Origin of the sequence: Dyadobacter crusticola DSM 16708 (genome assembly GCF_000701505.1) — a bacterium.
GTDB classification, from domain to species: domain Bacteria; phylum Bacteroidota; class Bacteroidia; order Cytophagales; family Spirosomataceae; genus Dyadobacter; species Dyadobacter crusticola.
Genome location: NZ_JNJB01000013.1, coordinates 138,486 through 154,587, shown reverse-complemented (window position 1 = coordinate 154,587; position 16,102 = coordinate 138,486). Strand labels below are relative to the sequence as shown.

Genomic DNA, 16,102 nt, shown 5'->3' with positions numbered 1-16,102 from the left:
TTATATCTTGCTCAGAAACTATCGCTCACTTTACATTTCTAATTATGAAAAATCTGAAAGCACTTATCCTTCTGGCGTTTCTTGCATTTGCCGGTCCCACTATGGCGCAAAAAGCGGCGCAGGATCAGGATAAAACAGCAGTTAAAATGAACAAGGACACCATGCCGGATAAAAGGTATGCGAACAAGAACTTGAAAAAGGACGGAACGCCGGATAAACGCTACAAATCAAACAAGGCGGATTCCACGAAAGCAAAGAAGAACTAAGTAACAATTTCTTCCTGGAAAATTAGGGTAAGCGCCCGACTGGTTGTCATTTCAATGAACAACCCAAGTCGGGCGCTTTTCTATTTTTAAATCAATCAATGCAATGGATGCAGCCATAGCCGATCATGCAACAATTCTGAGCAGGGACAGGGAGTCGGAGTTTGAGCGGATTTTCAAAAAACACTTTAAAGGACTTCATGCTTACGCCTGTACGATCCTGCGAGACGATTTCATGGCAGAAGAAATGGTACAGAATGTCTTCTGCCGGCTTTGGGAAAAAGCTGAGCAGCTTGAAATCCGCGAATCGCTGAGCGGCTATCTGTATCGTTCCGTCTACCACGAAAGTCTGAACTATATCAAGCATTTGAAGGTGCGCGATGCTTATCAATCGTACGCGGTCCACCAAACGAGCCACACCGAAAATGCGTCTCACGGCATTGAGCTCGCAGAACTGGAACGAAGGCTGGATAGCGCATTGAAGGAACTTCCTGAGAAATGCAGGACCATTTTCCAGATGTCACGCTTCGAAGAGCTGAAATACCAGGAGATAGCCGAGCGGCTTGACTTGCCCGTCAAAACCGTTGAAAACCAAATGGGCAAAGCATTGCGCCTTTTAAGATTAAAGCTGGTCGACTTTCTGCCAGCGTCATTCCTCATATTTTTTCTTAGTTAACCAGTCATGAAACAAGAATTAGACCGGCCAATAGATGATCTGCTCGTCAAGTCGCTGCTTGATGAAGCCTCGGTCGCCGAACAAATGGAAATCAATCAGTGGTTATCGGACAGCGATGATAACCTGCGTTATTTTGAACACTTCGAACTGATCTGGAATGAGAGCAAACAGCTCGAAAGAGTCAGTCAGGTAGATGAAAATGCGGCCTGGGAAAGGTTCAAAAATCGTGTAAGCAAGTCGCAGCAGGAGCCTGAGCGGATTATACCATTGCATTCAAAATCCGGTTTCTCGCTATTCCGGATCGCCGCGAGTATTATGTTTGCAGTTTGTGCAGGCTGGCTAACCTATATGTTGGTTCAGAATCAGCATCAAACCCAGCAGATCACGATGAGCTCGGGAGAGCAACCGCTGACAGATACTTTACCCGACGGTTCTGTGGTAACCTTGAACCGCAACTCTTCTATTTCTTACCCGAAAGAATTCAAAGGCGCGAGCAGGCAGGTAGCGCTGACGGGAGAGGCGTTTTTCAATGTAGAGCCAGACAAAAGCAAGCCATTTATTATCTCGGTCAACGATGTGACGGTGCGCGTTGTGGGTACTTCATTCAATGTAAAGGACAATGCAAAGCAAACGGAAGTGATCGTGGAAACCGGACTTGTGGAAGTGGCGCAGCATGCAAAAAAGGTTAAGGTGAAACCAAGGGAAAAAGTCACTGCATCTCACGAAACGAGAGATCTGGTGAAGCAGGAATCGGAAGATGAATTTTACAAATACTACCGGACCAACAAGCTTGTCTGCGACGACACGCCGCTCTGGCGACTGGTTGAAATTCTGAATGAAGCTTATGATGCCGATATTGTAATTGAAAACGAGAAGATCCGTAACCTGGCGATCAATACCACTTTTGAGCAAAAATCATTAGAAAATATCATCGCCGTGATCAGCGAAACTTTCGGGATCGACGCGCAAACTAAGGAAAAGCAGATCATTTTGAAATAGCCCTTATCTTTCGGAATGAATTTGACTTTTAGCTTCATTCGTACTTTACAGCTGGCGATTATTCTCATTGTAATTCCTCTTACAAGCTTTGCCCAGCAATTACTTAACAAACCGGTTGCCATTTCTGTGAAAGGGCAACCGGTTTCCGAGGTTTTGAAGACAATAGGTGTCCAGGGCAACTTTTACTTTTCATACAACAGCAACATTATTTCCGGCGATAGTCTGGTAAGCCTGAATGTGAGCCAAAAGCCGGTACGAGATGTTCTTTTCCAGCTTTTTGGAGATAAATACCAGTACAAGGAAAAAGGAGATTATCTGATCATACTTCCGGCAGCACGCGACAAGTCGGTCGTTCTGACCGGCTATATTATTGACCAGGAAACCAATGCACCTGTGGATTATGCGAGCGTCTACTCGCGGCAACTACTGATATCGACCATGTCGGAAGATGACGGACGTTTTCGTTTGAAAGTAAGAGAACGCTCATTTCCGGTGAATGTGGTGGTAAGTAAGGTAGGCTACGCGGATACTACGATCGTTTTTGATTATCCGGGAAAAACGGAAATACGGGTGTTGGTCAATCAAAAAGCCGTAGACCTCGATCCGCTGATTGTTCGCTACTCAGAAGGAGAATCAACTTGGCTGGGAAGGTTGTTCCTGTCGGCCAGAACGCGTATGCAAAGCCGAAATATCAGCCGGTTTTTTGTGGCATTACCGTATCAGGCTTCTCTCACACCGGGTTTGGGAACGCACGGAAGAATGAGTCCGCAGGTTGTTAACAAGTTTTCTCTCAATATTTTGGGTGGATATACTGCCGGTGTCAACGGAGCTGAGATCGCGGGCGGCTTTAACATTTCCCGTCAGAATGTACGATATCTGCAAATAGCGGGTGTATTCAATGTGGTATCCGGCAAAGTGGATGGTGCGCAGGTCGCAGGTTTTCACAATCAGATCATCGATTCGCTGAGCGGCGTACAGGTTTCAGGGTTTAGTGGAATTGTCAAAAAGCGTATGGAAGGCGCACAGATCAGCGGCTTTCTAAGTCGCGCCCGTGCAGGAATGGGCGGCGCGCAGATTTCCGGCGCATTTAATTTGGTTGAAGGAGCGAGCAGGGGTACTCAGATCGCCGGGGCGTACAATCAGGCTTCGGATAACTTCAATGGGGGCCAGGTAGCAGGCGCGGCTAATTATGTGAAGGATACGATGTCGGGAATGCAGATCGCGGGAGGTTTGAATGTTGCTGGTGCTGAGGCGCGTGGCATGCAGCTTGCGCCTATTAATTATACCAAAAACCTGAAAGGCTTCCAGTTGGGTATAATCAATATTGCGGATAGTTCGTCGGGCGCCAGCTTGGGACTGATCAATATCATCCGAAAAAGTACATCGAATATCTCGGTTTTCGCAATGGAAACAGCGCCATTCAACCTGGCCTGGAAAATGGGCACGCACCGTTTTTACAGCATTCTCACTGCCGGAATGAATACGGGTGCTGAAAAGCGAACCTACCAGTTCGGCGCAGGATTGGGCAAAGAGTTTTTCCCATTCAGGAAATTCGGGTTTTTTACTGAGCTCGTCAGTCTGAACATGTTTCAGGGTGATTGGGAAAATACGCCTTCTTTAAGTCGCTTCCAGGCAGCTGTCACCTGGAAGCCTTCGAAGCGGATTGTTATTTTCGCCGGGCCAGCTTACTCTTTGCTTTACGATCACCAAAAAGAAGGCAACCTGGGCTACAAGTCCTACCCCCCGAAAAACTATCCTTCCAGCCAACTGAGCGACAAAGTAACTTCGTGGCTGGGCTGGCAAGGCGGTATTAGCTGGCGCTATGGGAGGCTATAGCTTTTCACTGCCAGCAAGTATTCTGCTATATTTTTTAAAAAAAATCTCCCCAACTTTTTAGGGTTTCCCGCCTTCGCGTTGTCAGTATTGTACATACGGCGGCGACAGAGCATTGAAGGCCTGCAATTGAATTCATCGCGACTGGCTGTATGTATTTGAATCATCTGTTTTAAATACATTATCATGAAAACTCCATTAGCAATACTGTTCAAAGCATTAATCATCAGCGTGATAGTAGCTAACTTATCAACAAACGCAATCGCTCAGAAAGACACTACTTCCCTCGCTCACGTGGGTTTAATATATCCGATTAGTTCAAACGGACAACGCGCCGCTGAGTATACCAACCACTTTTCATTGCACGTCATAGCCGGCTTATCAGCGAATGAAACTGGTGCTGCAATCGCCGGTGCTGCCAACGTGATCAAGAGGGACGCGAGCGGGGCACAAATTGCGGGTGCTGCCAATGTGATCGGAGGATCAGCAAAGGGCGCTCAAATCGCGGGTGCAGTAAATGTCATCGGGAAATCGGCTCAGGGAATGCAGATAGCAGGTTTTTCCAATGTGGTTAAAGAGAAAGCAGGCGGCGCGCAGATCGCCGGGTTTATGAACTTGTCGGGCAAATCGAACTCGACGCAAATCGCCGGTTTCACCAATATTGTCAAAGACAGCGCACAGGGGGTACAAGTAGCCGGCTTCCTCAACAAAGCAGGAACGACCAATGGACAGATCTCCGGTTTCATCAACATCGCCAGGAAAGTAAAAGGTGTCCAATTAGCAGGTTTGATCAATATTGCCGACAGCAGCGATTACCCGATTGCATTGTTCAATTTTGTCAAAAATGGAGAGAAATCCATTGCCTTCACATTAGACGAATCCATGACAGGCATTGCATCGTTCCGCTCCGGAGGGAAAGTTTTGTACGGGATCGCAGGAGTAGGATACAACCTGAAAGACAATGATAAGCCTTTGTATGCAGTGGAGGCGGGATTGGGGGCACATATTGGTATTGCACAGCAATTTCGGATCAACCTGGAAGCAGTGAGCCAGTCACTTTCAGACTTCCATGGAGGTAACTTCTTTAAGAATTCAATCCGCATTTTGCCTGCATACAGGGCAGGAAGCCGCTTCGAGATCTTTGCAGGGCCCACGATCAACTACGCAACTCACGAGCGCGGCGAGGAGTTCAGCTTTGTTAACAAGTATCTCTGGAAGGGTAAAAAGTCTGAGAACTTCCAGGGGCTATACCTCGGATTTAATGTAGGCGTACAGCTTGTCTTGTAGCCCAACTTGTTTCTTTACTCCAAATTGTTGTAAAATTCAGCAGAAGGTAGCACTTATCTACAATCACCTGCCTTGCTATCAAAATATCAATTTTCTCATAACCAGTTGTTTGTTGGTCTGACCAGGCGGGGGTATCATTTTTGTTATAATGAGAATAACCAGCAGGAGAAATACGCGGGCAGCTCAAAACATAAGATTTATACTCAACGTTGCGTAAAGACACGCTGCAAAAAAAAGAGCGGTATCTAACCAGATCCGCTCTTTTGCATTTTATGTGTTGATACTTTTTAAAACAGACCTTTTGCTTTTGCAAGTGCATTGTCAAGGCCGGAAGCGTCTGATCCGCCGGCAGTTGCAAAAAACGGCTGACCGCCGCCGCCGCCGCGAATTTCCTGCGCCAGCTCTTTCACAATCTTACCTGCATTTAACCCGGTTTCCTGCACAATATTTTCAGCAATAAACACTGAAAGCTGAGGTTTGCCGCCGATCTCCGCACCGAAAACAGCAATCAGATTTTCAACCTGGTCGCGGAGCTCGTACGAAAGCTGCTTCAATGAGTCAGCTGATGGTACGCTTACCTTTTCTACAATCAGGTTAAATGTCCTGTGCGTCTCCATGTTCTCAATCAACGCAGCTTTAAGCGACTGTATCTTCTCGTTTTCGAGATAGGTAATTTTTTTCTGTAATGCAGTACGCTCGTCAATCAGGCTTTCCACCGCTTTAACCAGGTCGGTTGGATTTTTCAGCAGGTCTTTGATTTTAGTCAAAACAGCCTCTTGCGCACGCAGCAGTTCCAGTGCTTTTTCGCCAGTAACAGCTTCCACCCGGCGAACACCCGCTGAAACTGATCCTTCGGAAACAAACTTAAATACACCGATCTGACCGGTAGATGGTACGTGCGTACCACCGCACAGCTCAAAAGAATAGCTTGGATCAAAGATGATCAATCGAACAAAATCACCATATTTTTCTCCGAATGTAGCAGTAGCGCCTTCATTCAGCGCTTGCTGGATCGGTACGTTGCGGCGCTCTTCCAACGCGATATTTTCTCGGATCTTTTCATTAACGCGATCCTCAATTTTCGCGAGTTCTTCGTCAGTTACTTTCGTGAAATGCGAAAAGTCAAATCGCAATACTTCATCGTTCAGGAAAGATCCTTTCTGACCTACATGCGAGCCAAGCACCTCCCGCATCGCCGACAACATCAAGTGCGTCGCCGAATGGTTTGATTCTATTTTCGCGCGGCGGCCAGTGTCAATTCTCGCGGTCACAATACCCGCATTCTGCAAAATCTCATCCAGTTGCTTGTCACGTGAAATGTGAACAAAAAGATCGTTTTCCTTCTTGGTATCAACGATTCGGATGGTTTTTCCTCCATTCGCTATCTCCCCTCCATTTACCAGAATTACGCCGGTATCTCCAACCTGCCCGCCCATTTCGGCGTAAAAAGGAGTGCGATCCAATACAATGTGGTATTCTTCGCCTGTTTTGGTCTTTACTTTTCTGTATTTGACAATGTGGCTGTGGGTTTCTTCAAAATCGTAACCCAGGAATTCAATGCCGTCAGCTTCTCTTACTTCAATCCAGTCCGTAGCTTCTTTGGCGGCATCCTGGCGCGATCGTTTTTTCTGTTCTGCCAGCGCCTCCTGAAATCCTGCTTCGTCGATCAGCAAGCCTTTTTCTCTCGCGATCAATGCAGTAAGGTCAACAGGGAAACCGAATGTGTCGCTCAATTCAAAAACCTCGTCGCCCGGTATTGTGTTAATTCCTTTGCCTTTCAATGTAGCCGTGATCGAATCCAGTCTTTTCAACCCGGATTCAAGTGTACGCAGGAAGCTTTTTTCTTCTTCCAAAATCACCTTTGCCACAAATTCTTCCTGTGCTTTCAGTTCGGTAAAAACATCCTTAAACTGATCGGCCAGCACTGCGACCAGCTTGTAGAAAAATGGCTCCTGAAAGCCGAGATAGGAGTATCCGTAGCGAACTGCGCGGCGCAGGATCCTGCGGATTACGTAGCCAGCCTTCACATTGGAAGGTAGCTGGCCGTCGGTAATCGCAAATGCGACTGCGCGAATGTGATCTGAAATCACGCGCATGGCAATATCCGCAAAAGGCTCTTCACCTGATCCGTACTTTTTGCCTGAAAGTGTTTCCAAAACCTGAATGGTATTCTGGAAAACGTCAGTATCGTAATTGGAAGTTTTTTGCTGGATCGCCATGCAAAGCCGCTCGAAGCCCATTCCGGTATCGACGTGCGTGGCAGGAAGCGGAATCAAAGAACCGTCGGCTTTTCGCTCGAATTGCATGAATACCAGGTTCCATATCTCGACAACCTGCGGATGGTCATTGTTAACCAGCAACTTACCCGAAACCTCTGCAACTTCTGCAGGACTTCTTAAATCAACGTGAATTTCGGAGCACGGACCGCAGGGACCGGTATCGCCCATTTCCCAGAAGTTATCTTTTTTGTTACCGAGAATAATGCGATCCTCACCAACAATGCCCTTCCACAAATCCCACGCTTCCTGATCGAAAGGCACACCATCACTTGCATCGCCTTCGAAAACGGAAACATACAGCCTGTCTTTCGGCAGCTTGTAGACCTCTGTCAAAAGCTCCCACGCCCAGGCGATCGCCTCTTTTTTGAAATAATCACCAAACGACCAGTTTCCGAGCATTTCGAACATGGTGTGATGATAGGTATCGAAGCCAACGTCCTCCAAGTCATTGTGTTTACCGGATACACGCAAGCATTTCTGCGTGTCGGCAATTCTCCTGGAAGGCGGTGTTCCATTCCCTAAAAAAAAGTCTTTAAACTGCGCCATTCCCGAGTTGTTGAACATCAGCGTGGGATCATTTTTGGCTACCAATGGAGCCGAAGGCACGATGAGGTGTTGCTTACTGCGGAAAAAATCGAGAAAAGCCTGACGTATTTGATGCGAGGTCATTGTATAATTGTTGTACTAAGTCTCCTGAAATGAGCCGCAAAGGTAAATAAATTTACGGATTGCCCTCGTCGCTTTCACGATATGATCATTGATTGTACCAGTGCTCACACCCAGTTCTCCGGCGACCTCGCGGTGACTTTTTCCCTCTATTTTACAAAGCCAGAAAATGCGCCGCCGCCGCGGAGGCAGCTGCTTAATGGCCAGTTTTAGCAGCAGCTCCTGTTTTTCATTGCGCGGCGATTGTTCAACTTCTGCGTAAAACGGTTGGATTTCAGCTCCCAGCTGTTCTTTAATCCGCTGCTCGCACGCGGCACGCGTCTGCATGGTCAGCGAGGTGTTTCGGCAGATCGTGTACAAATACCTTTTTACATGTTTTACTTTCGAGAGGCTCTTCTTGTTCTCCCACATTTTTAAAAAGACATCCTGCGCAATATCCTGCGCCTGCTCTCTCGACTGGGTAAGCTTATGCGCATAGCCGAAGATCTTGTCGTGATAAGCGATGTAGAAAGCTGTAAAAGCAGAACTGCTGTCTGCTTTTACCAACTCCAGAAGTGTTTCCTCGCAAAGGTCTGATTCGTGATGCAAGTCCATGATGAGTTTAGTGTGCCGGGTCAAATTAGGTACAAATCTGACTGGCTGATCATGCAGGAATTGCGAATGGAACCATGGATTATTTTATGGTATTGGCCAATGTGCAAGATTAGTATATAATTAATTTTTCGGTAAAGACGGGCTCTTGCGCTCCATTTTGAACCTTTAAAATGTAAATACCGGGATGTAATGCATTGCCCTGAAAGTAGGTTGAGCCTGTCGGATTTACTTTGAATGAATGCCTTTTAGCCCCTGAAATGTCGTATAGGGTGCCCGTCAGTAAATCACTCTTGCTGTTTTCTGACGGTTGTGCATTAAGCTTGAAAACGCTGCGTTCCACATAGGCAAGCTCGAACTTCGGATCGCATCGCTGCGCGGAGAAGCGGATTGCCGAAATGGTTGTTTTTCCATCGAAGTCAACCTGTTTGAGACGATAGTAATTTTGTCGCTCAGGCTCAGGATCCGCAAATCGGTAGGTCAGGTTCTTGCTGCTTTCCCCGGCTGCCTTTACCTTTCCAATCTCCGTAAAGTGCCGGGAGTCGGCGCTTCGCTCGACTGCAAAGTAATCTGCATTCGCTTCTTCGGCCGTCACCCATTCCAGGTTAGTCTGGCAATTCTTTGAACGTACATGAAAGCTGAGCAGCCGCACAGGCAGCGCGCCATTTACCACAGAACTGAAAAACGCAAAGACAGCGGCGGTTACCGCCATTTCCTGTACCGTAAATTCCGACATCTCAACTGCTTCCCGCGCATCGGTATACCTGCGTAAAACTGGATAAGGATCTTCTTTTTTGAATCCATAAGGGTACCTGTTCAACGAATCCTGGATTGCGAAGCTCGAAGGCCGGTTCATCACCAGCGAGGCTGCCGGTCCGAAAACAGGTACGCCGGGCACGGGCGCTGCAAACTGGCTTGTGATGGTTGACCAATGCAGCGGAGCGCGTGGGGTATTCTTGCCAGCGCCTGTAATAAAGGTTTTGGACAATGGATTGTTGCCTAACGGAATGTCGATCTGTATTTTGGCAAGGTCCAGCAGTTCAGGTTTTTGAAGTAAATAGCTGAACATGATGTAATCAAATGCATAGCTCTGCGCCATTCCGAATGTACCGTAGCCTATATAATTCTTAAAAGGATGGTAAGCGCCTCGGTACGCGTGAATGTTCATGGTACGGTCGTAGTAGCTGGCCAAAACTTCCGTTTCCAGCTTTTCTTTGAACTCTGCGACAATCGTCCCATCCGTCGCAAACTTCGTGGTTGCATAAGCCCACGCGGCTTTCATGGTATGCTGCTGCCAGCTCATTGTTGCGTGAAACTCGTGTGGTATCTGGCTGTAAAGGCTCAGGAAATCTGCATTGTAGCCTACCTGGCCCGTTGCTTTGTATAATTCCGCAGCAGCCCAGGCGCGGTTGTCACGATCTTCGGGATCAGGGTAGGGGCCGGCTGAAATGCCTGGAACGCTCACTGGCGCTGACGCCTGCGGATGCGCTGCCAAAAAGGCCCAGGCTTTGGTGGCCCTTTCAAGACAGGAATCTGCATACACCGGAAAGAACTTTTTCAGGTTCCGGTAAGCCATCGCCATTACAGCAGCGAACATCGCAGTTGATTGTGTCGTTTTCTCAGAAACAAAAAGCGTCTTCGTCTCCTGTTCAGGCAGCCCGGTCGACCATAGCGCTGGTGTAACCCGGAAGTAAACGCCGCCGTCAGGCGCCTGCATTTGTTTCAGCCAATCGAGCTCGTATTTAGCTTCATCCAGTATGTCTGGGATCTGGTTTCCGCTTTCAGGAATGTTGAGGTGGGAATCAGGGAATTTTTCCGGATACAGTTCAAATGCAGTAAATAGGGCGAACACCGCGCTGGCGGCAGTAGGTACGTACCTGCCATAATCACCCGCATCGAGCCAGCCGCCCTGCATCGGGATTTTTGTTCCGGGGGCGAAATCTGTGTCGCTGTAAAGCGGGGAATTAATGTGGCTTGCATGTATCTCAGCTTCCCCGCCTGGCAGACCATTTCTCGCCCATTCTCCTGCATTTGCCTGATTCAGCGTGCCGGCTCTCTGAAAGAAAAGCCCGCGGGCGGTATGAAAGTAGGTTTCATTGTAAATATCCGGCTTGATCTCGAAACTTTCTGACCTGCCCAGACCAGCAACATATATATAGTATTTTCCGGGTGTAGTGAATGAGGAAAAATCAAGCTCAAAGACCATTTCTCCGCTAAAAAGTGGGTCGATTTTCAGGAAATTACTAGCTCCTTCAAAAACAACTTCGTCTTGCTCATTAAAAATCTTAAAACCGGGCGGGCTCATGGTATCAATGGAAAGCGGCCCTGCATCGCCCAGGAAATTGCCGAACCTAGCCAGCTTTGGGCTATTCGGCAGATATCCGACCTGATTCACCTTCACGTTTCCCAGAGCTACATGATCCGAAAATGTGAATGTGGTGTCGAATGTGCCTGTGTTACCGGCAGGATCTCTGAGCTCTGAAACCTGCAAGGTGTAAGCAGCGCCATTGGTCAGCGGTTTGTCGAAAATCAGAAACAGCTCATGCTGTACGATCGCACTTCCCGACTGTGGCGCCAGCGCCGTCACAAACGAATGTCGGCCTATTTTGACAGGATGTGCAGCGCTTTGATAATCCGGATCTGTGGGGCTGCTGATGCTGTAATTCGTTAAAGTGTAGCACGTTTCCTTGTCCGGTCGCTCGCTGATGTGGAGTTTGGCGACCTGGTTTGATACGGGCTCAAATGTAATCTTGGGCGGTGTTTGGTCGCGAAGGGAGATATCATCCACATAAAACATCACCTGAGCGGCCGAAGTCCCGAATTCAAGAAATTCAATGGAGCCCAGATTGTAAGTTTCTGTTTTCAGGGCTTTCAACGGAACTATTACCTCCTGGTAATCAGTACCGATAGCTCCGCCCCCCTGCAGGTACGGCTGCAAGTCTACCCAATTTCCCTTGGCGAAATACGTGGTAAAGCGAATGGAAGTGGTTTGTCCGGGTTTGCTGGATTTGATAAAAAAGCGGAGCTCGTCAAACCTCGAAATATCAGCCCGCCACATGCCAGTACAATTGAATGCAATGCGGGGAGAATGCGAATTGTCGGGTTCTGCCCGGAAGTAATAATCGCCTTCGTGCGCGTCCGGGCCCGACAGTATCGAGCCGTAAGCTGTGGTACAATTGGTGGTTCCGGTATTTTCTCCGTTCCAAAGTAACTTGTTCTGTGCTGCTGCCGCTTGCTGCAACACTAAAACCACAATAATTGAATGAAGTAGCTGTCTCATAAGCCTGCTGGTTGGTGCAATCAATGCTATGACTGACAACCGCGGCAGGATATATGTTTTAGCGGGAAAAAGTTTGCGCGGTTTTGGCGAGCGTTTAGTCCAGGTTGGTAGCAGAAGACCGTTTTGCAGTGAGTATAAACAGCTGACGGGCCTCTTTTTTGATCAAAAGCTTAACAGAGAATTAATACAGACGCATTGCGTTGATTTAATTTTTGAAAAGCTGTAAACCTTAACGCGCTGCAAAAATGAAACCGTTTTCAGAGTTATCGGCTGAGGAGTTGGCGATGGAAAACCTCTTCATTCGCTGGGTGCGTTTCCCGGATGACCAGGCTATTCGTTCGTTCTGGGAAAACTGGATTATCAAGTATCCATCCAGGCAGGAAACTGTGGAAAAGGCGCGGGAGCTGGTACTCATCGCGTCGGACTGGAAGCCGGAGTCACTTACCAGCCAGGAAGTGAATTCCATCTGGGGAAGAATTCGCAGCTCTCTGGATATGATCAGTGATCGTGAAGCAAAAAAATCTACCGGAGAAATTTCAGGTAGTAACTCCATTGCAAGAAGCATCATTCTGATCCTGATGTCTGTGACCTTTCTTTTTTTTTTATTCTACTTCATTTTTAGCAGCCGCTAAGCACATCAAGTCTCTCCCTGGTAAGCAGCTTCGTAAATAGCAGCTTTTCCCAAGCGCGAGCATACTATCTGATCTCTTCTTTTAAAACTATTTCTTGAAATAGTTCAATTTATGTACATTAACTTTCGGGATTATATGTATATATTTTTGTACTATATGGTAAAATTTTACAATAAAACATTTGTAAATGTCTATCTTGACAACGTTCCCGACAACGATTGCATAAATAAACTTCCCTGATTATTTCCGTTTTTCTTGCCTTATCTCTATCCTGATGCTGAGTTTCAGATTGTACTTTAAGTTTAAAAAATATGGTTATTAAAATTGTTCAAAAGTGCACTCAAAGATCTCCGCCCCAAGTATCCTGAATCCTTACAAGTCACCACCTGTTTATATTAAATAAATATTTCAAGAAAAAATTTACTTTTTCTTGTAGGGGTATTGTGCCGGAAAACCGTCGATTAATTATTTAAATAAACCTTAATGAAAAATCATGTAAGCGTATGAAAAAAAACTTTACAACTGTTGGTCAGATACTTAGGAAGCTAACAATGATGGGTATCATTGTTACTGGCTTTACTGGCCAGGCGCTTGCCGTGCGGCCTGCGGAAAAAGTGGTCGCGGCAATCGATCGCACCGTAACCGGGAAAATCCTGGCGGCAGAAGACAATATCCCCATTCCCGGAGTATCGGTGGTTTTAAAAGGTAGTCGCAACGGTACCAATACCGACGCAGATGGAACATTTAAGATCGATGTGCCCGACGATGGTGGGGTGCTCGTGTTTTCTGCTGTGGGATTTGTGACGCAGGAAGTTGCAGTGGGTAACAGAAGCGTGGTCGATATCGTGCTCGCAAGTGATCTGAAAACGCTGGGAGAAGTGGTCGTGGTAGGTTACGGAACTCAGAAGAAAAGTCAGACAACCGGCGCGATTTCGTCGGTCGGATCGAAAGAAATCGGAGAGTTACCTATAACGAATGCGCGTCAGGCTTTGCAAGGCCGGGCGGCGGGAGTGGATGTGGTACAAGCCAGCAGCAAACCTGGTGCCGGACCCACGGTGAGGATACGCGGTAGAAGATCGATCAATGCTTCCAATGATCCGTTGTATGTAGTGGACGGAATCCCGCTGGCAGGTAATATCGACGATTTCAACCCAAATGATATCGCCTCGATGGAAGTTTTGAAAGATGCTTCTGCGACCGCAATCTATGGTTCACGCGGTTCAAATGGCGTAGTACTGATCACTACCAAACGCGGTAAGCCAGGCAAAACAGTTGTGAGTTACGACGGTTACTACGGTTCTTCCAAAGAGCTTGGGAAAATTGATGTAATGAATGGTCCTGAGTTCGCGGAGTACAAGCGCGAATCCAGAAGAGCAGTGATTGACGCTAAGACTGGTCTGCCACTTTACCCGGCCGGACCGGCAACTGCGGAGGCGGATGCGAAATTGTTTGAGCCCATTGAATTGGATGGTATCAAGAACAACCGTACAACTGATTATCAGTCTTACCTGCTGCGCCCGGGCCACATTCAAAGTCACCAGGTTGGTTTGCAGGGTGGAAATGAGAAGACCCAGTTTTCGATTTCAGGTAACTATTTCAATGATAAGGGGATTATCTACAATCAGGACTTTACGCGCTACACTTTCCGCATTAACCTCGATCACCAGATCAGCAAGAGGATCAAAATCGGGACTTCTACATTGGGTGTATACAGTACCAGAAACGGAGAGAACTTCAACCCATTCGGCGGTGCGCTGGCCGAAAACCCACTCGGTAAGCCTTACGACGACAATGGGAAATTGATCTTCCTGCCAACGACCGACGGTTTGAGAACCAACCCGATTGCTGAGATCATACCAGGAGCGCAGGTCGATCTGACCAAGCGTTTCCGGATCTTCAATAGTATCTACGGAGAATGGACAATCCTGGAAGGGTTGAAGTACCGCGTCAATTTCGGGCCTGACTTGAACAACCGCCGTGTCGGCCGATTCGTGGGCAGCCAGACCAATGCAAGGCGGGGCGGAGATCCGACCGGTTTTCAGTTCAATGAGTACCAGTTCAACTATACATTAGAGAACATCCTGATGTATAACAAGCAGCTTGCAGGTAAGCACAACCTGGGCGTGACGCTGCTACATTCGGTACAGAAAGACGATCTTGAAAGAAACCAGTTCAGTGTAACCGGAGTACCCGCAGAATCGCAGCAGTTTTACAATCTGGGGCAGGCATCCATTGTCAATGGAGTAGGATCTGAATTGTGGAAATGGGTGCTGAACTCCTACATGGCGCGTATCAATTATGATTTTAACGAAAAATATCTGCTTACAGTAACAGGCCGGTACGATGGATCTTCCCGATTCGGCGCGGATACGAAATACGGATTTTTCCCGTCGGTTGCATTGGGCTGGAATATCAGCAATGAGCCTCTTTTGAAAAATGTAAACTGGGTGGATGAATTGAAACTTCGCGCCAGCTACGGTTCTACCGGTAATACGGCCATTGATCCATATCAAACCCAGGCATTGTTGAGCAGGACTTCCTATGCATTCGGTACAGCTGCGGGCTTCGGTTATGCACCGGGTTCACTGGGTAACTCCCTGCTGAAATGGGAAACTACCACTACCGCCAACGTCGGCCTTGATTTCAGTGTGTTCAAAGGCCGGGTTTCTGGTTCTTTGGAATACTACCAGGCAGATACGAAAGACCTGCTTTTGCTCGATCAGCTTCCTATCACAAGCGGTTTCAGCCAGGTTCGTCGTAATGTCGGAAGTACCCGCAACACAGGTATAGAACTAACACTCTCGACTGTGAATGTGGATGCACCAAATGGACTTCGCTGGAATACCGATTTTCAGTTGACAAAAAACAAAGAGAAAATTCTTGAACTCTTTAATGGAAAAGTGGACGATATCGGCAATGCAAGATTCATCGGGCAGCCGCTTACCGCTTATTTTGACTACAAAAAAATTGGTATCTGGCAGTTAAACGAGGTAGAAGAGGCTAAGAAATACCAGAGTGCGCCCGGTCAGATCAAGATCCAGGATACAAATGGGGACGGGAAAATCGATCCATTTGACCGCGTGATCCTGGGCTCGCAGGTACCTAAGTTTTCCGCAGGTATGACCAACCGTTTCGAGTTCAAAGGATTTGATTTGTCGATCTTCGTTTTCGCGAGATTCGGAAGTATGTTCCGCAGCTTGTTCCACCAGGACAATATGACATTGGCAGGCCGCTATAACAACCTGGACATTGATTACTGGACTCCGGAAAACCCTACTAACGAATTTCCAAGACCAAACCAAAGCCAGGAGTTTCCTCCGTTCCGCTCGACAGTACTTTATTTTGACGGTACATTCATTAAAGTGCGTAACATCAACCTGGGATACAATTTCCCGTCCAAGCTGACGGAGAAAATGAGAATCGGCAGTCTGCGTGTGTTCATGAGCGCCCAGCAGCCATTTATCTTCTCAGAATACAGGACTAAATATAAAGGGATCGACAACGAAACGGACGGGGATATCAACGCTGACCAGACACCGGCTGTTAGACAGATTACATTTGGTATTAACCTGAAAATCTAAGTTCAACTAGTCGCT

The 16,102-nt window shown here is 47.3% G+C and carries 10 protein-coding genes; 7 read left to right on the top strand and 3 right to left on the bottom strand.

What is annotated here, in order from left to right; translation table 11 throughout:
- Positions 1 to 44 precede the first annotated feature (44 nt).
- The 5 genes from Q369_RS0117870 (at position 45) to Q369_RS0117845 (ending at position 5,058) form a co-directional block, all read left to right on the top strand.
- Complete coding sequence (locus Q369_RS0117870; protein WP_031529149.1) at positions 45 to 266, top strand: hypothetical protein; 222 nt, start codon at positions 45 to 47, stop codon at positions 264 to 266.
- A gap of 103 nt (positions 267 to 369) precedes the next feature.
- Positions 370 to 939, top strand: a complete 570-nt coding sequence (locus Q369_RS0117865) for an RNA polymerase sigma-70 factor (protein ID WP_031529148.1) — start codon at positions 370 to 372, stop codon at positions 937 to 939.
- A 6-nt stretch (positions 940 to 945) separates the two neighbouring features.
- Entirely contained in the window at positions 946 to 1,938 is a 993-nt protein-coding gene (locus tag Q369_RS0117860; RefSeq protein ID WP_031529147.1) for a FecR family protein, read from the top strand.
- Between the two features lie 15 nt (positions 1,939 to 1,953).
- Entirely contained in the window at positions 1,954 to 3,774 is a 1,821-nt protein-coding gene (locus Q369_RS0117855; RefSeq protein ID WP_051664129.1) for an STN and carboxypeptidase regulatory-like domain-containing protein, read from the top strand.
- Between the two features lie 183 nt (positions 3,775 to 3,957).
- Positions 3,958 to 5,058: a hypothetical protein gene (locus Q369_RS0117845; RefSeq protein WP_031529144.1), complete on the top strand. Its 1,101-nt coding sequence runs from the start codon at positions 3,958 to 3,960 to the stop codon at positions 5,056 to 5,058.
- 287 nt (positions 5,059 to 5,345) lie between these two features.
- Here Q369_RS0117845 and alaS read toward each other — a convergent pair whose 3' ends face one another.
- The 3 genes from alaS to Q369_RS0117830 form a co-directional block, all read right to left on the bottom strand.
- The gene (alaS, locus tag Q369_RS0117840) at positions 5,346 to 8,006 is read right to left on the bottom strand and encodes an alanine--tRNA ligase (protein WP_031529143.1); all 2,661 of its coding nucleotides are present in this window, start codon (positions 8,004 to 8,006) and stop codon (positions 5,346 to 5,348) included.
- Positions 8,007 to 8,021: 15 nt separating this feature from the next.
- Positions 8,022 to 8,597 (bottom strand): RNA polymerase sigma factor, encoded by a 576-nt coding sequence (locus Q369_RS0117835; RefSeq protein WP_031529142.1) that lies wholly within the window; start codon positions 8,595 to 8,597, stop codon positions 8,022 to 8,024.
- Positions 8,598 to 8,706: 109 nt separating this feature from the next.
- A complete protein-coding gene (locus Q369_RS0117830; protein WP_051664128.1) occupies positions 8,707 to 11,874 on the bottom strand; it encodes a glycoside hydrolase family 9 protein in 3,168 nt (1,055 codons plus the stop codon).
- Positions 11,875 to 12,119: 245 nt separating this feature from the next.
- On the opposite strand from Q369_RS0117830, the gene Q369_RS0117825 reads away from it, so the two are divergent.
- Complete coding sequence (locus Q369_RS0117825; RefSeq protein ID WP_031529140.1) at positions 12,120 to 12,506, top strand: hypothetical protein; 387 nt, start codon at positions 12,120 to 12,122, stop codon at positions 12,504 to 12,506.
- Between the two features lie 503 nt (positions 12,507 to 13,009).
- On the top strand, positions 13,010 to 16,087 hold the full coding sequence (locus Q369_RS0117820; RefSeq protein WP_229206883.1) for a SusC/RagA family TonB-linked outer membrane protein: 3,078 nt from the start codon (positions 13,010 to 13,012) through the stop codon (positions 16,085 to 16,087).
- Positions 16,088 to 16,102 lie beyond the last annotated feature (15 nt).